The organism is Neorhodopirellula pilleata (assembly GCF_007859915.1).
GTDB lineage: Bacteria > Planctomycetota > Planctomycetia > Pirellulales > Pirellulaceae > Rhodopirellula > Rhodopirellula pilleata.
In genome coordinates this window covers 79,841-98,144 of record NZ_SJPM01000001.1, presented here as the reverse complement: position 1 = coordinate 98,144, position 18,304 = coordinate 79,841, and the positions used below count along the sequence as shown (strand labels likewise).

The window sequence follows — 18,304 nt, the reverse complement described above, 5'->3', positions numbered from 1 at the left end:
GGGTGAAGTCTAGCTTGCCAGCCTCTGCTTCCTGCCAGACGAGCTGGCAGGGGAGCAATCCATGAGGACTTGTGGCCTATAAAAAGGGCGAGAGACTGGGAACGATTACCTAACTCAGTTCCGCCGACCGGAGTCTCAACGCGTTGGCGATCACCGATACGCTGCTCAGGCTCATCGCCGCCGCCGCGATCATCGGGCTCAGTAGCAGACCGAAAAACGGATACAAGAGTCCGGCTGCGATCGGAATCCCCAATGCATTGTAGATGAATGCAAAAAAAAGGTTTTGGCGAATATTGCTCATCGTCTTGCGGCTCAAATGGCACGCCGCTGCGACCCCGCGTAAGTCGCCGCCGACCAAGGTCACCCCTGCCGATTCGATCGCCACGCCCGTGCCCGTCCCCATCGCGATTCCGACGTTCGCTTCGGCGAGAGCCGGGGCATCGTTAATCCCGTCGCCGCACATCGCGACCGTCTTGCCTTCGGCCTTTAGCTTGCGGACGAAGTCGTGTTTCTCCGATGGCGAGACGCCCGCGTGAAATTCGTCGATGCCCAACTTGGTCGCGACCGCTCGAGCGGTCGGCTGAGCGTCGCCGGTGAGCATGATCACCTTCAGGCCGAGTTCATGCAGGGTTTTCAAGGCACTGGGCGTGCTTTCTTTAATCGGATCGGTGATCGCCAAAACGGCGGCAAGCGATTGATCGATCGCTACGATGACCACCGTTGCTCCTTCGGATTGATACAAGCCAGCCTTGGCTCGCCCCTCGTCCACATTCGCAATTCCTTGTTGCTCCAGCCAGTCGGCATTGCCGATCATGACCTCTTGATTGCCAACGCGGGCGCGCACGCCCCGACCGGTGATGCTATTGAAATCGATCGCTTCGATAGGTTTCAATCCATCCGCTCTGGCCCGGCGCACCACCGCCTGCGCCAGCGGATGCTCGCTCTGAGTTTCCACCGATGCGGCGATCGCCAAGACATCATTCGCGTTCCAATCCCCTAACGCTTCGATCGCCGTGACTTCGGGGCGGCCTTGCGTCAATGTCCCTGTCTTGTCGACGACGATGGTGTCGACTTTCTCCATCACTTCCAAGACTTCGGCATTCTTAATCAACACGCCTTCTTTCGCCCCGCGACCGACTCCGACCATCACCGACATCGGTGTCGCCAACCCCAACGCACAGGGACATGCAATGATCAAGACCGCGACCGCAGCGACCAAGGCGTGAGCCAACTGTGGCTCCGGTCCCCACACGGCCCAACCGACGAACGCGGCGATCGAACAACCGATCACGGTCGGCACAAAGTAACGAGCGACCACATCAACGAGCTTCTGAATCGGTGCCCGACTCCGCTGCGCATCGGCAACCATCTGCACGATTCGATTCAAGACCGTATCGCCTCCCACGCCAACCGCCTCCATCACCAACGCGCCGGTTTGGTTCAAAGTTCCGCCGGTAATCTCGTCGCCGCCGACTTTGGCAACCGGCATCGGCTCACCCGTTAGCATCGACTCGTCGATACGACTCGACCCGCTGACCACGCGACCATCAACGGGAACTTTTTCGCCCGGCCTGATGCGGAGACGATCCCCCTTCTGGACGGAATCCAGTGGCACTTCCTCATCACCATCGTCGGTGATTCGTGTTGCCGTCTGCGGTGTCAATTGCATCAATTCACGGATTGCTCCGCCGGTTTGTTGACGTGCCCGCAGTTCCAAGACTTGTCCCAATAGCACCAGCGTGATAATGACCGCGGCGGCCTCGAAGTATAAAGGTGCGACACCGTTTTCATAAAATGCTTCCGGCACGACGCCGGGCAACACGACGACGACGAAGCTGAACAGATACGCCGTCAAGGTTCCCACCGCGATCAGCGAGAACATGTTCAGGTTCATGCTGCGAAACGACTTCACCCCGCGAACCAATAGCGGCCATCCGCACCAAAATACCACCGGGGTCGCGAGCGCCCATTGCAACCACCCGAACACTTGGGGGCTCATCGATTCCGCGATGCGAAGGCCCACCATTGGTCCCATGGCAATGATTAACAGTGGTACCGACAAAACGACGCCGACCCAAAACCGGCGTTTCATGTCGGCGTACTGTTCGTCGTCGCCGTGATCGGCCATATCGACGAACTTGGGCTCCAAATCCATTCCGCAGATCGGGCAATCGCCGGGCCCTACCTGTTCGATCTCCAAGTGCATCGGGCAAGTATAAATCGCTCCCGGATCGGCCGCCGAACCACTCGCTTTGCTCGATGATCCTCCATGCCGACCACCTCCACCGCAGCACGACGTCGATTCATCGACGCCAAGCTTCTTGGCGGCTTCCTTTTCCGCCCTCGCCGCCAGCACCCCCGCCGGATCGCTTTCAAACTTCGTTTGGCATCCGGCGCAGCAAAAGAAGTACGACCTCCCTTCGTGTTCGCTACGTCGCGAGCTACTCGGATCAACGGCCATCCCGCAGACCGGATCAGTGACGGTGATTTGTGTAGTGATCATAACTGTTCCCGTCGGTGGCGGCGACTTTTAGTCGCCGTTTCAGAACTTGGCGACTGAAAGTCGCCACCTCGTCGTGTTCCCGCGATGTTTAGGCAAGCAAGTGGCATTCCGGACATCTAACCTTATTCATTTCGCTCTCGGAGCATTCAATGTTCACGCGGTAGGGAAGTTGTAACCAGAATGCATTCTGAAAACGAGAAGATTCCGTTCGGCTGACGTCGCAACTCGATTTGGTTAAGCTATTGGCTTCGTATTTCACACTAAAACGCCCGTACAGGAGTTTCCGATCCGATGACACAACAGCGCAACCCGCAAAACGATCGCCGCAGGTTTTTGAAAATCACATCGGCGACGGCTGGCTCATTCCTAATTTTGGGAACCAAAGCATCCGGAGGAATCAAAGGGGCCAACGACCGTGTTCGGATTGCGGTGGCTGGTTTGAACGGTCGTGGGCAAAGTCATTTGAGTGGATGGATGGGGTCCGAGAATACCGAAGTCGCGTACGCGATCGATCCGGATGATAAAGTGCTCGCTCGTGGACTAAAAGGAATCGAAAGCCGCACAACGGGAAGTTTCAATACCCGCGGCGTCGCGGATTTCCGTGAGGCGCTCGACGACCCCTCACTCGATGCGATCTCCGTAGCCACGCCCAACCACTGGCACTCGCTGATCACGATTCGCGCCGCACAAGCCGGCAAGCACGTGTACGTTGAAAAACCGATGAGCCATGACGTGGTCGAAGGACGTGTCGCCGTCGAGGCACAAAAGAAATACGGCGTCGTCGTTCAGCATGGAACCCAACGTCGCAGCGATGCCGGGATCGCCGGTTTGCATGAGGCTCTCAAGTCAGGAAAACTGCCGCGATTGAAGATCGCGTACGGCTATTGCTGTAAACCTCGGGGCGGCATCGGCAACAAAGAAGTCGGAACGCCTCCGCCGAACCTGAACTGGGAAATGTGGAAGGGGCCGGCCGTCATCGATCAATACCACGGCAATTATCATCCCTACAATTGGCACTGGTTCTGGGAAACCGGCAACGGCGATCTGAATAACCAAGGCACCCATCAACTCGATGTCGCACGGTGGGCGATCGACGACGACCAAACACACCCGGTCCGCGCGATGGCGATCGGTGGCCGGTTTCAGTGGGACGACCAAGGTGAAACGCCCAATACGATGTTCGCGATGGCCGAATACCCGAACGGGCAAATGGTGTTCTTCAACGTTCGCAACGTGAATTACAAAGGCTATAAGAACCAGGTATATAACGAATACTATCTCGAAGACGGCAGCGTGATCACCGGTGAAGGGCGTTACAAGATCCTCCGCCCGGGCGCGAAAGCACCCGAAGACCTGAAGCTCGAAAAGGGGCAAGTGACGCCCGGCGGAAACTGGAAGTCGTTCATCGCGGCGGTTCGTGCGAATGATCCCAAGATGGCCAACGGGAACGCCTTGGACGCACACTACGGTTGCGTCCTCGGTCACCTGATGAACAACTCCTATCGCTTGGGTCACGAAGTTCCCTTCTCCGCCGAAGCCGGACAATTCGGCGACAACGAAGACGCGCAAACGCACTTCAACAAACTCCACGAGGTCATGCGAGACGGTGTCGGTGTTCCTGAATCGGCGAAATACACGGTCGGCCCGATGTTGAACTTCGACCCCGAAACCGAACGACACACCGGGGATCATGCCGACCAAGCGAATGTGCTATTGAAGGACCCCAATAATCCGGAGTTCCAGATCCCGACGGTGAGTGAACTGTAGTCCTATCCCGTCACCAATCGTTCACAAAACCGCCCCTCGTTGATAGTCGGTCGCTCGGGGCGGCCTTTGTGTTCGTAGGTGAGTTTCATGTTGTCGATGCCGAGCAGGTGCAGGATGCTCGCGTGGAGATCTTGAACGTGTTGCCGATCGACGGTGGCGTGCAGACCCAGGTCGTCGGTTTCGCCGATGACTTGGCCGCCTTGGACACCGCCGCCGGCCATCCACATCGTGAACCCGGAGGGATTGTGATCTCGTCCGTCGCCTTTCTCGCTCATCGGAGTTCGGCCGAATTCGCCGCCCCACACGACGAGAGTGTCGTCCAGCATGCCTCGCTGTTTTAGATCCTTGAGCAATGCCGCGACCGGTCGGTCCATGCTGCGGCACATGTTTCCGTGGTTCGTTTCCATGTTACTGTGTGAGTCCCATTTCGAACCCGCTCCGCTGTAGAGTTGGATGAACCGGACGTCCCGTTCGGCGAGACGCCGCCCGAGTAAGCACAATCGTCCATAACTCGCGGTCGCCTTATCGTTGATGCCATACATCTCGAGCGTCTCTTCGGATTCGTCGCTTAAGTCGATCGCGTCGGGGGCGTCCGCTTGCATGCGAAACGCGAGTTCGTAACTGGCGATGCGGGCCTCCAGTTCAGACTGTTCGGGATGCTGCTCGGCGTAATTGCGGTTGATTTGATTGAGGAAATCAAGCTTGGACAGTTGACGGTCTTTGGTGAAACCTTCCGGTGAGTTCAGGTAAGCGATCGGCTGCGTGCCTTCGCTCAAGCGCACCCCTTGGTAAGCGGCCGGCATGAAACCCGCTCCCCAGTTTCGAGGTCCGTTGACGACGGACGCTTGATTGTCTTGCATGACGACAAACGAGGGCAAGTTTTCGTTCTCGCTGCCTAAACCGTACGAAACCCAACCTCCGAGCGAGGGCCGACCACTGAGGATCGAACACGTATTCATTTGGCAAACACCGGCGGAGTGGTTAATTCCGTTGGCGACGCAGGAGCGGATCACGGCGAGGTCGTCGGCGCACTCGGCAATGTTGGGCAGCCAGTCGGAGATCCACAGCCCGCCTTCGCCATGTTGTTTCCATTTGCGTTTGCAAGCCAACAACGGTGATTTCATCTCACCCATCGCCGTGATGACTTCGCCGAAGCTTTCCGGAATCGTTTGGCCGGCCAGTTCATTGAGTAACGGCTTCGGATCGAACAAGTCCAAGTGGCTCGGTCCGCCTTCCATGAACAGGAAGATCACTCGTTTGGCGGTGGGCTGGTGATGCGGCGTCTTGGGCGAAAGTAGATTGAGCGACTCCCCGTCCGCGTTCGCTCGGCCCGGTACCGATGACGTGGCCGCCTGGGATTTGGCCATCATCCCCGCGAGCGCGACCGCTCCGAATCCGGCTCCGCTCTTGGCAAGGAATTCTCGACGAGTGGTGGGGTAGTAGGTGTGCATGGTTAGTGGCGAGAGGCGAGAGGCGAGTGGCGAGTGGCGAGTGGCGAGTGAAGAGTGAAGAGTGAAGAGTTGGGGTTAGTTTATGTATAGGAACTCGTTCGAGTTCAGTAGCGCGTGGCAGAAATCAACTAACGCGGATTCTTGGGGACTTAGGACGATGATCGAATCGCCTCGGGCGACGATGGGGAGCTCGTCGGTGACAGTGTTTTCCATCACGCCGGGATCGACTTCGAATTGCCAAAAACCGATCAATCCGGGAATCACCTTTTCGGTCGTGTAAAGGATTTCTTCTTCGCCGATCGCACGATTGACCAACCGCACGTCGTCGATCAGCCCATCGAAGACCGCAGGTTGATTTCCGGCGACGCGTCCGATCGTCAATGGTGAGGCGTTCCCGATGTCACCGGCGAGCGTGTGTTCGATGACTGCGGTACCTAGCGGTTCATCATCGTTGGATAGGTCTTTGAGGAAAAAGGTAACCGTACCGGGTTGGTCGCCGGTCGCTAACTTGACACTTGCCGACGCGTAGTAGGGCGTGTCCATCTCGATGTGTTGGTCCGAGAAGATTGCGGCTTCGCCGACCTTGCCGTTTTGCAGTTTTCCGAACGCTTGCAAAACCAACGTTTGGGGTTTCCTCCGTGACCCTTTGCCGGTCACTCCGAACCGCCAACCGGTCTTGTCTTTGGAACGATTCCATTTAGCCACGAGCGTGCGAACCTCACCGCCGTTGTCGACCGATTGGAGTTGAAAGAACGCTTCGACGGTGAAGTCCGAGACGTTCAAACGCTCGTCGTCGTGGACGATCAATTGCAATGTCGGATCTTTGACGGCGAACTTGACCGCTTGCCCGTCACGATACGGAAGCTTGGACGTTTCGATCGCTGTCGTCTGTTCCTGCTTTTTGGATTCGATCGCTCGCAAGCGATCCGTTTGCGTTTTGATGAACGCGAGCGACGCTTGAGTTTCTCCTTTGGTCGGTGGACGAGCAAATGCTAGGTTCCATGCGGACGCGATCTGGTCTTCCAATTGATCGGACTGACTTGAGATTCGCTGGGCAAACTTGCGGGCGTGACCGAGCATGCGATCGCTATTGAACATCAACAACGACTGGATCGGCGTCGTGGTCGTGTTCCGTGACGAGTTGCTATTGAAAAACAAGGGCAGGTCAAAACTGGCAAGCAGTTCGTCGGGCGAATTCCGGCGCACTTGCATGTAAACGCTGCGGTAAGGCGAATCGCCATGAACTCCACCACCGCCATTGCGATCTTTCAGCTTTCCACTGACGGCCAGCAACGAATCGCGAATCTGTTCGGCCGACAGACGAGTCGTGTTGCGACGCCAGTAATAATCATTGGCAGGGTCGATGGTCGAATAGGCGGTGAATTGAGGATGCTCCGTTGATTGCCGGAATGTGGCCGACAACAGAACTCGCCGGTGCAGTGCCTTCAGGCTCCATCCGTCGGTAACCAATTGCGTCGCCAACCAATCGAGCAGTTCCGGGTGCGTCGGCGGTCCGCCCAAGACGCCGAAGTCACTCGTGTTAGCGGCCAAGCCGCGACCGAAATGAAGCTGCCAAACCCGGTTGGCGATGACGCGGGCGGTCAACGGATTCGCGGGGTCGGTAATCCATTTGGCCAATGCGGTCCGACGTCCGGTCGACGTCTCGGACACCGATTCGATCGGCATCGGCTCGGGCGTCAAAATGGTGGGGATTCCCGGCAGGATCAGGTCGTTTTTCCGTTTAGGGATCACCGTCGGCGGCGGCGTTTTACTTTGATCACGGACCGCCATGATCACCGGCAATGCGGCGGGTTTGTTCGCATCGTATTCGCTGAGTTGTTTGCGAAGTACGACGAGTTTCTCCTTATCGTCGGCCTTGATGTAGCTGTTCAGTCGGTCGTATTCTTCCTGGACTTGGCGTTGAACCAGGTAGGCGATTTGAGCTTCGTAAGGCGTTCGGTCTTCGGTCGCTTTGCGTGCGATCGCTTGGACGTCTTCGGGAAACCGATCGATCGCGATGTTGCGGTATTTTTCACGATATGGATTTTCGATCTCGGCGATCTGATCGCGGATCGTTTGCGTATTGGCCTCCCATTTGGCAAGTGCTTGTTGATACCGTTCGATCTGATCGTTCGTCGCCCACGGCAGATCCACGGGCATGACGGGATCGAAGAACGCACGCAGCCGAAAATAGTCTTTTTGCAACAGTGGATCGAACTTGTGGTTATGGCATTTCGCACACTGCAGGCCGAGTCCTAAGAACACGTCGGCGGTCGTGTCGGTGAGGTCCTCGATGATCGTGTTCCACTGCGTCGGTGCATCGCGGATATTCCATTCATAGACCCAATGACGTAAGAACGTCAGCCCGACCTGCGCGTCCAGATCGTCGGGAAACATCTCATCGGCGGCGAGTTGTTCTTGAACGAAACGGTCATACGGTTTGTCGTCGTTGAATGACTTGATGACGTAGTCGCGATAACGCCACGCGTGCGGTCGGTATTCGTCGGCTCGGTATCCATCGCTCTCGGCATAGCGAGCCAAGTCGAGCCATTGGCGAGCGACGTGTTCGCCGTAGCCTTTTGATTCGAGCAGTCGATCGACCAAGCGGTCGTAGGCATCTTCAGGCGGGTCATTCAAAAACTCGTCGACTTGCTCTGGCGTCGGCGGCAAACCCACGGTCTGCAAATAAACACGACGAACGAGATCGCGTCGCGACGCTTCGGGTGCGGGCGTGAGTCCTTCGGATTGCATCTTGGCGAGCGTGAACAGGTCGATCTCGTTTCGTGCCCAATCGGCCCATTTCGCTTCGGCACGAGGTGGCGCCTGCGCGGTAATCGGCTGGATCGCCCACCAGGCGCGATCTTGTTCATCGAAGTGTTCGCGTTTCCTAACCGGTGCGTTCGGGTCGGCTCCCGGCCAAGGTGCTCCGATGGCGACCCAACGCGTGAGAGTTTCGATGTCCGCATCAGATAATTTTTCGTCCGGCGGCATCTCGAAGGACTCATAATTGATCGCTTCGATCAGAACGCTTTCGCCCGGCTTGCCGGGCACGATCGCGGCCCCAGACTCACCACCGAGAAGCATATCGCCGAACGAATCCAACCGAAGTTCGCCGGACGCCTCGTCTTCGCTATGGCATTCGAAGCAATGTTCGGCGAGCAGAGGTCGAACCTTGTTCTCAAAAAATGTCACGTGTTGGGATGGGATATCGGCGGAATGAACCGAGCCGACCGAAAGGAAACCGGCCATCACCAACAAGGTTCGCTGGATCGATTGCAAAATCAGGTGCCTCATTGTTTTTGAATCCGATCAATCGTTTCAGGAAGACCCAAGATTAACGTCGGGTCGAAATGCGTCTCATTATCCGATGCATCTTGAAAAAAAAGACCACCAACGGAGTCACCCATATCATAACCCAAATCGCTGAGGTCGATTCCCGTTGCTATCGCATAAAAGGTACGGGCGGGATCATAAGTTTCAACGGACGTTGATGACTCTTTACCTTGATGGCGAAGATACGATGAAAAACGAACGAGCTTGATCGGGCCGACCGGTATCACACCAGGGGTTTTGGTCGTCAAGTCGTAGTTTCGCACCGTGCTTGATCGAAGACCGGGTCTCCAAACGAGCGGACTGACATGAAAAGCGTCGCCCGCAGGATGCTCGATCAAAGACTGAATCTCGAAAAGAACCACATCTGGTCCGGGGCCGTTCAATACAGGCCGATCGAACTTCACGCCGAGCCCCATTGTTCCGGAGTGACTGATCGTATCGGCCGTTGATCGGTCAGGTTGCGTTATCTCGGGTGCTGCGTCTAAAGGCACTTCGGAACCTCCGGGGTTGATCCATCCCGCATTGAGCAGCAATCGCGAAGCCAGGCTCCCGCTGAGATTGTTTTCATCGCTATCGGCAGTGATACAAACTCCGAATCGATCCTTCGGTGCACTAAAGTGAATCGCTCGTGAGCCGATCAGTTCGTCACCGGAGTATCGCATCAGAACGCCGCCACGTTGAATCGATAGGCCGGATAATACCGTTCTCGCTGAAGTCGGATCGTCGACCTGATAGCCGACCACTCGATCAGGCAACATCGAACGATAGTCATCGTTTCGGAACTCGATTTCCTTCATTGCCGAACCGTTCAATCGCATCGCATCTCGCTGCGACAAACGAACGGGTTTTGTCATGTTTGATTCATCGCCCAGCGGTTCGACTTCGGCGATCCCTTCGACGACTTGTACCTCGGCGTCGCCGTCGTCGTTTACCGTGACGCTGAAACGCGTCCCGCGGTCAACGATTCGATTCGTTGGGGTGTCGATTTGAAAACCCTCGGCACCTTCGGGTGCGTAAAGGCTACACCTGCCGGCTTTGACCATCATCCGCATCGGATCGACGATCTCGATGATACTCGGGGATTCAAGAATGGCCTGGGCACCGCAAGGGAATTCGAGGGTCAGCAAACCATTGACGAGAGTGTATTCGCGATCGTACTGGATCGTTCCGCCCAGAGGAGGCAATCGTTCGTTGAACAATTCCGCACCCGCCGAACTGATCAGTCGGACCGGCTGCCCTGTCACAGAAATCGGAGTGATTCGTTGTGTCGTGGTCTTCCGGAATGTGAAATCGAAAGCCAGGAAACCGATCACCGATGCAGCGGCCAAGACCCAAGGGGTCCACTTCGTTAGTCGGGTGGCATTCGCCCGATGCGAACGTTGCGAAGCATCACCTTGGTCATCGGATGATGCGAGCACCGACCAGGCCGATCGCCAGTCAAGCGATTCTTCTCCGGGTTCGACCGGGGGGCTCGTCAAACGAGCCTGCACATCCATGTATTGCAAATAGAACCGCCGATTCTCGGGGTCATCACGAAGCAAGAAGTTCAGTTCTTCGGCTTGATCTTCGGATAGTCCATCATCGATGCGAGCCGACAAGAGCGATTCGAGGCGTTCACGGGTTGGATCGTTCGTCATGCCGGCTCCGGATCTTGTTGTAGTTTGCGTTCGATGCAGGCCATCAATAGGTGTCGAACACGCTGCAATTCCCGAAACAAGGTTCGTCGGCTGGTTCGGCGATGATCGACAAGTTCGTCGGGAGTGATGCCGCGAAAGTATCGATCTTGAACCAACTCACGGTCCTTGTCGGGCAACTGAGACAAACAATTTTCTAGGACGTCCAACCGTGCAGCCAGCTGGGATTCCTCTTGTTGTCGCTCGACGGCGAGTAATTCAATCACGTCCGCGTCGAGCGTCGGGCAGTGCTTCGCCCGCGCCGCTCGCCACTTGAGCACATGGATGTAAGCGAACTTGTACGCCCATGGTAAAAAAGGCCGCGACGAATCAAACTGGTCCCACTTTTCGTAGAGTGCGAACGAGGTCTCTTGCAAAACGTCGCGAGCATCGTGCGCGTTTCCGACCAGCGAGAAAATATAGCGGTACAGCGAATCGTGATGCTGGGAAAGGAGTTCAACCAGCCGCTCAGATTTCGATGGCAACATTTTCGCGGCAGGAAAAACGAGAAAGAAATCAGGGGACAATCAACGGAGATATGGCAACGGAGATATGGTTGTTTACTCGTTTTGGACGGTCAGTGCCAAAATAATGTCGTTTTTTTTGACAGACTGAAGTTCCCCGGTTTCGGTGGACCGAGCCAGCGGGCCTGAACATCAAACCGGGGCGTTCTCCCACCAGGTTGGCGTTTGAAAGTCACCATCACCTGCCCGTAATGTGATGTCAGACCCGAAAAACGCGGCTCGGTCGATTAACCAAAACGACCGTCGCGGTTATGTTAACGGACCGTCGGATCGCCCCAGGTGGTGATCGACGTTACATCCTGCTAGCTCGACACCGTTTGATGACCGAAAAACCAAATCCATGGGCCAATGCGATCGCAAAATCGCAGTCACGTGCTGTGCCGTCGCCCGAGCTTCCGAGCGAAACACCGCCGCCGAACGACGGGCCCAGTTTTGCGATGATGACCTGCGCCCATGGAGCCGAAGGGCTCGTCAAAGAACAGATCGCTGAGGCGGGTTGGCGGTTGGCGTTCTCTCGGCCGGGCTTTGTGACCGCAAAACACGATCGAGAGCTCCCGCCGCCGACCGGGATCTTCATTCGCACGTGCTGCCGCTCACTCGGAAATGCCAAGGGCGACCAGGGCGATTCGTTGATCGAGCAACTCTTCCAATCCGTCGAATCGGTGCGTTTGCCGATCGATCAATTGCATGTGTGGCCGCGGGATCGGGCCCCGATCGGTCGTTTTGATTTCGAACCGGAGATCGACGAAGTCGCCAAGGCGGTAGCGGCGAGAATCTTGCAGTTAGCTCCCGAGAACCTGTTTCGCTGCGCCACCGCCAATCAGATCGCTCAGCCGAGTGAATCGATCCTCGACGTGGTCTTGGTCGATCCCTCAGAGTGGTTTTTCGGCATCCACACGGCGACCCATTGGCCGAGCCGATGGCCGGGCGGGATTCAACCCGTTGCACCGGAGTTTGAACCGATCTCAAGAGCGTACTACAAAGCCGCCGAAGCGATCACCTGGAGCGGCTTTGATCTGCGCCCAGGCGACTTGGCGGTCGAGGTCGGCAGCGCCCCCGGCGGCGCTTGCGGGCGGTTGCTGGAGATGGGGCTCAATGTGATCGGCATCGATCCGGCGGAAATGGATCCTCGCATCGCCGAGCACCCGCGTTTCCAGCACTTCGCCACCCGCGCCGGAGACTTGCCTCGCCGGGTTTATCGGGACGCGAAATGGTTGTTGGTCGATTCGAACGTCAAACCGGACGCGACGTTGAGCACGGTGCGAAACATCGTTGACAGCCGGGAAACCAACATCCGGGGATGTTTGATCACGATGAAACTCGGGAATTACTCCCGGGCGGACCAAATCCCTCGATGGTGCGACGAGGTCATGCGTTGGAAACCAAAACAGCTCGAAGTTCGGCAGTTGGCGAGAAACCGTTGTGAGGTTTGTTTCGCGGTAAGTTGGTAAATGACAAATCGATCAAACAGGGCAGGTGAAGACCGGCAAGATCCTAAGAAAAAAAACTTTTTGAAAATCGATGTAACGAATCTGAGAATCCTCCGCTGGGTTGATTGTGACGAAGACGTCACTGATTTTTTCAAACAACCCCCGACCGGAGAGAAACCATGAAGATTCAAATCGTTGCCGCCCTGACCGTCGCCGCCAGCCTGTTCGTCGCCGCCTCGAGCGTCCCCGCAGCCGACTATCGCACCCCGCCGAAAGACTCCTTCTTGCTGGAGGTGTCGGGCGTCAAAGCACTCAACCGTGCCGTCGATGAACGAGCCGTCGTCGTGATGGAAGTTGCCGCCAAGATGGGCATCGGCAATCAACCGATGACGCCCGAGGAATTGGGATTCTTGCTGGAAGTTTCCGGCATTCGAGTCAATACCGCGAAGGTCGGTGAGGAACTCGGTTTCTTGTTGGAAGTCAGCGGCCTGCGATCCCGACCATTGAACATCAACGACGCCCGCGGGTTGGTGATCGGGTCGGGTTTGGGACTGAAGATGAGCGAGCCGGATCTAGAGTTCAACTGCACTGACGACTTGGCAAGTATCCTGATGTTGACCGGCGGAGTCGACCGACCCATCGCGTCCTCGGAGTGGATCCTGATGATCAGCGAACGGACCGGATTCCTCATGGACTGAAACGGCCCAAACCAGACGACCTCGCATCCAGGGAAGCTCAAGATGACTTGAGCTTCCCTTTTTTGTTTTATTTTCAGTCTTCCCGCAGTCCTGGGATCGATCGGCGGCGGTTGGAGAGCACATCGGCGAGGGTATCCCATACGGTCATCACGTAACCGTGTGCCAGCCAAGCGGCGAGCAATCCGCATCCGGTGGCCACGACGGCGATGGCGACGACTGGGCGGGCCATCGATTCACGACTGAGCAACAACAGGATCGCCAGCAACGGGATGCCAGCGGCCAGAAACAGGTAATGTCCGCACCGCCGCAGCAACAACCGACCACGCCAATCGAATGAATCGTCACGAACGTCGTGTCGCACCATCGCGGGATAGTAAACTCGGGTGCAGAGAACGGTTAACGCAAAAAACGGGTACACCGCCGCGACGCCGCCGCACACCAAGAGCGAACCAAAGAAGTGCAGGGCTTCGAGTTTACTGAATTCGCCATACCAACCGCTCAACATTCCCGGGTAAATCAGTGCGGCGACCATCCATAACGTCAACCCGATCCAAGCGGCTCGCGGCGGCAATTCCATCAAACGATTCAAATCCTTCGGACTGGCTCCGACGCGAAGACGCAACCGTTTCATCGATCGGGCGACCGGAAACGCCGTCACGACCATCGCGGCCGCTCCGATCGGAAATGCGACCGCATTGACTACGCTGGCCAAATGGAAGAACCCCGTTTTCATGCCCGGATGCGAAGCGATAACGGCCGCGTGGTTGTAGTAGAAATTGAAAATTGCGGCGGCGATGTTGGGAACCAGGATCGCAGTCATGGCCACCAACCAAACTGATTGACGCGACAGGAACGCGTCCCACGAATCATGGGGAGGAAGAATGAAACGGGCCGCGCGTGGGCACAACGCCAAACGCAATCGCCCCGCCAATTCAGCTCCGTCGGCCGGCCGGCGGCTCGGGACAACATCCAAACATCGTGTCAGCACGTCATGAAGGATGCTATCGCTACCATTGATGGCTCGATCATGTGTGTCGAATTCGTCAGCTTGCCAAAGTTGCCGCGACCTCCAATGCGCCTGCAGCATGTCATCTTGGCTTTCAAAGTCGTCTTCACATGAAAACGGTCTTTCACCTCGCCACAATTCCCACAACAACACGCCGACCGAATACAGATCCGCAGGTGTGCCGACATCGGGCTGGCAGTCATCGTAAGACGACGTGGCGGTAGGATTGGTGCCCCGGGCTCGCATCATCGCCTCGATATGTTCCGGTGCCATGTAGGCGATCGAGCCGCCGACCTGATCGCTTGTTGAACTCGTGTCGGGCTGTGTCATCACGCTGACATTGAAATCGGCCAACTTGACTTGGCCTTCGGCGGACAACAAAACGTTGGCCGGTTTGAGATCACGGTGCAGCACGCCTTCTTGATGAGCCGCTTGCAAACCTTGGCTCAATTGCACCCCGATCCATGCCACCACCGATGTCCAATCCGCCGTGGCGATGAAGTCGCGTATTTGTGAATGTGCCGGGATCTGTTGTGCGGCATCGAGTAAGTTTTGATCGACGGCGGCCAGCAACATCGTGCCGCAGCGATCTTCCGGACGGGTCTCCCGAACACGTTTGACGACGTCGCCCAACGTGCCACCCGCTAAATACTCCATGTACAACAAGGACACGGGCGAGGACGCCGCTTGTCGCTCATCAAACACGCGAACAATATGCGGATGATCGAATTTCGCCAGCGTCCGAGATTCGTTACCTCGACGACGAGAGAGTTTCAATGCGACCAAGCGTGCCATCGATTGTTGGCGTGCTAAGTAAACGCTGGCGAACGAACCCTTTCCCAACCGCCGGATGATTTCAAAATCGTCCATCACTTCGCCCGGTTGCATCGCGTGGATGATCGCGTCGCGGGCGACTTGTTCGTCGGTATCGTGATCGTTCGATGCTATCTCGCGCGGGGATTCCGCATCTGCGAATCGCTTAAAATGATCGCTCAGATGAGGAAAACAGACCGATTCGTCCGTCCAACTTCGGAAGCGTCCGATCGACTGTTCACATTGCCGATATTCCAAAACCAACGACAGCGGCACGCGATTCCGAGGTAGCCAGTCGGCGAAGTGATTCAAGTAGTCGTCAAGTTCGCGGACCGGAGGTCGCGACGTTTCGGCAGCGACTTCGAAAACGGTTGAAAGGTCCATTTTAATCAGTTCGACAATCAGCTCGATCGCAAGATTCTGGACGACCGGCACGCCTCTTGAATCGGCAATCAGCGGCTGCGATTGGGTCCCTTCGGCTCCCACATTTGGATCGATATTCTGGATCAACTCACGGATCTGTCGCAGATTCTCGACCGGTGCAATCGACGCCAATTCCATCAGGGCAAGTTCGAGCCGTTGGGAATCGTCATCGATCGGTTCGTTGGATAGAGACGACACCATCAATTCGGTCAGGAAAAAAGGTTAGACTGTCAAACGGACGCAGAATGCTCGATCGCTGTTTTCATACAGCCTACCCGATCCATCAAGGAACGCCTCCATGGGGACTCCCACCACGAACGACGATGGTCCACTCGATAACGGCGCTAGCGAAGACGACCAATGCGATGATGATGGAGGCGACGGCCGACGCATCGCCGAAGAACGGTCGGTCTGCCTGCTGGCGGACTATTTGAAAAATCACGAGCGAAGGCTGGCCGGTTTTATCCGCAGCCTCTGTGGTCCGCGGTTGCTCGCCGTGACGGAAGTCGACGATCTGTTGCAAGAAGTGGCCACATCGGCGGTCAGTGGTTTGGCGACGGCACCCTTGGATCAATACACCGTTTGGCAATGGCTGCAACAACTCGCCCGACGCCGGGTCGTCGACGCTCACCGCCACCATTTCGAAGCCAAACGCCGCGACGCCGGTCGTGAAGTGTCGTTTCAAGCTGGCGGAGAGGATACCGGTCGCGACGGATTGCAGGCGATGTTGGCGGCCAGCATCACGTCGCCGTCGGCGGTGCTCAGCCGTGACGTGAGACTCTCGAGGCTTCGACAAACGCTCGACTCAATGCCAGAGGAACAGCGTACCGTCGTCACGATGCGATATCTCGAAGGAAAAACGAGCAAACAAATCGCCGAGAAAACTGGGAAATCCGACGCGGCCGTCCGAGTGATGTTGTCTCGCAGCACGAAGTGGCTCGAAGACGCACTAAGCGATGTGAAACCATCGACATCAAGACGTCGCCCCGTATGACCCGTCGACGTGGACGCAAGTAAGTGGCAAAACTACGGCAGCGGCAAGATCACGGTCGCCCGCGTGCCCGAACCGGGGTTGGAGTCAAAACTCAGCCGTCCGCCGAGCCGCGTGATCACGTTGCGTGTCAAGAACAAACCCAATCCGATCCCGCGTCCAGGTTCTTTCGTCGTGAAAAAAGGTTCGCCCGCTCGGCCGAGCACGTCTTCCGACATCCCGTGACCGCGATCGATCACATAGATCGCCATTTCATTTCCCAAACGTTGAGCTTGCACGGTAACCGTACTGTCGGCATCGCTGCTCGCGTCGAGGGCGTTGTGGATCAGGTTTCGGATCGCCTGAGCGACGGCTTCCTGCGGCAACCACATCGGCTGCAGTTCCCAAGGCGGTGTGTCGTCATCGACACCGCCGGTCCCATCGTGGTCGTCGGCTTGGGATGGCAACGAATGATGCGACAGGTCGGGAACCCACGGCGTATCCGGCTCGAGGATCTCGACACGATGCGGATCGCGGATGCCTTCGAGAACCGTGTCGATGAGTTCCCCAAGCGTTGTGCGGTTCCACTGATCGGCGACGGCGTCTCCGGCGGCTGATCGCATGCGAGTTAAGACTTGACGACATATCTGCAATTGACCATCGATCAATCGCAGGTCGTCGTCGATCGAAGACGGTTTGTCGACCGCCTCGAGATGACGTGATAATTCGCGGCAAGCGACGTCGATCGCCGACAATGGGGTTGCCAACTCGTGAGCCGCCCCGGCAGCGAGCGTGGTCAAGCCTTCCAATCGGATCGCGTCGGCACGTTCAGATTGGCTGCGTAATAAATCCTCTTCGCGATCGCGGAGCGTCCGGGCGGTTCGCGTGACAAAGTAGGTAATTACCGATCCGCAGGTAACAAACGCGATCAACGAAGCCACGTTTCGCATCGACAACGTATTCCATCGCCAAACCGCTCCGTCGATCGGCTGCACACTGAGCCCCAGAACTGGCATCGACTGCCAAAGCAGCGTGGCGTACCCGGCAACGGCCAAGACCGTCAACGCCCAGGCCGCTCCACGATGCAACATCACGCCACCGACGGCGAGGTTGACGAAGTAGAAAAAGCAAAACGGGTTATCGGCACCACCACTGAGGTACAACATTACCGTCAACGTGACCAAATCCAACGCCATCAATCCGAACGCTACCCGCAAAGGTGTACCGATGCAGTCGTTCTCACGCTCAACGGCCGGCTTGCCATAGGGCGACTTAAGCGGAGACGCGGTCACTTCGTTCTTCTTAATCCGGACCAGCCACCAACCGTACACAAAGTTGGTGGTCGCCGTCAGCAAGACCATCAAAAACAACGGCAAGATCGGCAGCGTCGTGGGAGTAACGAATCTTGCCAAAATAATCGTGATCAGTTGCCCGATGGTGGCAAACGAACGCAACCGCAACAGCCAAGTAGACGACCCCAGCGGAGCGGGCGAGATCAATGGCATTTTCAGATTCTTGCAATAGCGAGCTGGTGATTTAGACTGCTTCGTAACCCGAAGCGTTAGTTTTGAAGTTGCGCTCTTGCCTGTGGCATTGGTTTATCGTAACCCGACGCGTAAGCGAGGGATGAGTCAATATCAATTATCCCTCGCTTACGCAGCGGGTTACGAAAAAAACGCAACTTCAAAAAGCGTTAGCGAGGGATACCTGCAG

11 protein-coding genes are annotated in these 18,304 nt (G+C 56.7%); 4 read left to right on the top strand and 7 right to left on the bottom strand.

All coding sequences use genetic code 11. The features are described 5' to 3' along the window. Nucleotides 1-109: 109 nt before the first annotated feature. Nucleotides 110-2,503, bottom strand: a complete 2,394-nt coding sequence (locus Pla100_RS00320) for a heavy metal translocating P-type ATPase (protein WP_146575727.1) — start codon at nucleotides 2,501-2,503, stop codon at nucleotides 110-112. Nucleotides 2,504-2,794: 291 nt separating this feature from the next. Between Pla100_RS00320 and Pla100_RS00315 the strand changes: the two genes are divergently transcribed. Continuing rightward, on the top strand, nucleotides 2,795-4,270 hold the full coding sequence (locus Pla100_RS00315) for a Gfo/Idh/MocA family protein (protein WP_146575726.1): 1,476 nt from the start codon (nucleotides 2,795-2,797) through the stop codon (nucleotides 4,268-4,270). A gap of 2 nt (nucleotides 4,271-4,272) precedes the next feature. On the opposite strand, the gene Pla100_RS00310 is transcribed toward Pla100_RS00315, so the two are convergent. From Pla100_RS00310 to Pla100_RS00295, 4 genes are all read right to left on the bottom strand, one after another. Then, the gene (locus Pla100_RS00310) at nucleotides 4,273-5,721 is read right to left on the bottom strand and encodes a DUF1501 domain-containing protein (RefSeq protein WP_146575725.1); all 1,449 of its coding nucleotides are present in this window, start codon (nucleotides 5,719-5,721) and stop codon (nucleotides 4,273-4,275) included. A gap of 75 nt (nucleotides 5,722-5,796) precedes the next feature. After that, on the bottom strand, nucleotides 5,797-9,015 hold the full coding sequence (locus tag Pla100_RS00305; RefSeq protein WP_146575724.1) for a DUF1553 domain-containing protein: 3,219 nt from the start codon (nucleotides 9,013-9,015) through the stop codon (nucleotides 5,797-5,799). Beyond that, nucleotides 9,012-10,691 carry a FecR domain-containing protein gene (locus Pla100_RS00300; RefSeq protein ID WP_146575723.1) on the bottom strand — a complete coding sequence of 560 codons (1,680 nt, stop codon included), beginning with the start codon at nucleotides 10,689-10,691 and terminating at the stop codon, nucleotides 9,012-9,014. Before Pla100_RS00300 ends, Pla100_RS00305 begins: the two co-directional genes overlap by 4 nt. Continuing rightward, nucleotides 10,688-11,215 carry a sigma-70 family RNA polymerase sigma factor gene (locus tag Pla100_RS00295; RefSeq protein WP_146575722.1) on the bottom strand — a complete coding sequence of 176 codons (528 nt, stop codon included), beginning with the start codon at nucleotides 11,213-11,215 and terminating at the stop codon, nucleotides 10,688-10,690. Before Pla100_RS00295 ends, Pla100_RS00300 begins: the two co-directional genes overlap by 4 nt. 473 nt (nucleotides 11,216-11,688) lie before the next feature. Between Pla100_RS00295 and Pla100_RS00290 the strand changes: the two genes are divergently transcribed. Together Pla100_RS00290 and Pla100_RS00285 are read left to right on the top strand one after the other, a co-directional pair. Beyond that, nucleotides 11,689-12,702, top strand: coding sequence for an SAM-dependent methyltransferase (locus Pla100_RS00290; RefSeq protein ID WP_146576514.1), 1,014 nt, complete (start codon nucleotides 11,689-11,691; stop codon nucleotides 12,700-12,702). A 158-nt stretch (nucleotides 12,703-12,860) separates the two neighbouring features. Beyond that, nucleotides 12,861-13,379, top strand: a complete 519-nt coding sequence (locus tag Pla100_RS00285; RefSeq protein ID WP_146575721.1) for a hypothetical protein — start codon at nucleotides 12,861-12,863, stop codon at nucleotides 13,377-13,379. A 73-nt stretch (nucleotides 13,380-13,452) separates the two neighbouring features. On the opposite strand, the gene Pla100_RS00280 is transcribed toward Pla100_RS00285, so the two are convergent. Further along, nucleotides 13,453-15,822 (bottom strand): serine/threonine-protein kinase, encoded by a 2,370-nt coding sequence (locus Pla100_RS00280; protein ID WP_146575720.1) that lies wholly within the window; start codon nucleotides 15,820-15,822, stop codon nucleotides 13,453-13,455. A gap of 97 nt (nucleotides 15,823-15,919) precedes the next feature. Here Pla100_RS00280 and Pla100_RS00275 point away from each other — a divergent pair, with 97 nt between their 5' ends. Further along, nucleotides 15,920-16,615, top strand: a complete 696-nt coding sequence (locus tag Pla100_RS00275) for a sigma-70 family RNA polymerase sigma factor (RefSeq protein WP_146575719.1) — start codon at nucleotides 15,920-15,922, stop codon at nucleotides 16,613-16,615. A 32-nt stretch (nucleotides 16,616-16,647) separates the two neighbouring features. Here Pla100_RS00275 and Pla100_RS00270 read toward each other — a convergent pair whose 3' ends face one another. Further along, the gene (locus tag Pla100_RS00270) at nucleotides 16,648-18,096 is read right to left on the bottom strand and encodes a sensor histidine kinase (RefSeq protein ID WP_146575718.1); all 1,449 of its coding nucleotides are present in this window, start codon (nucleotides 18,094-18,096) and stop codon (nucleotides 16,648-16,650) included. Nucleotides 18,097-18,304: the final 208 nt, after the last annotated feature.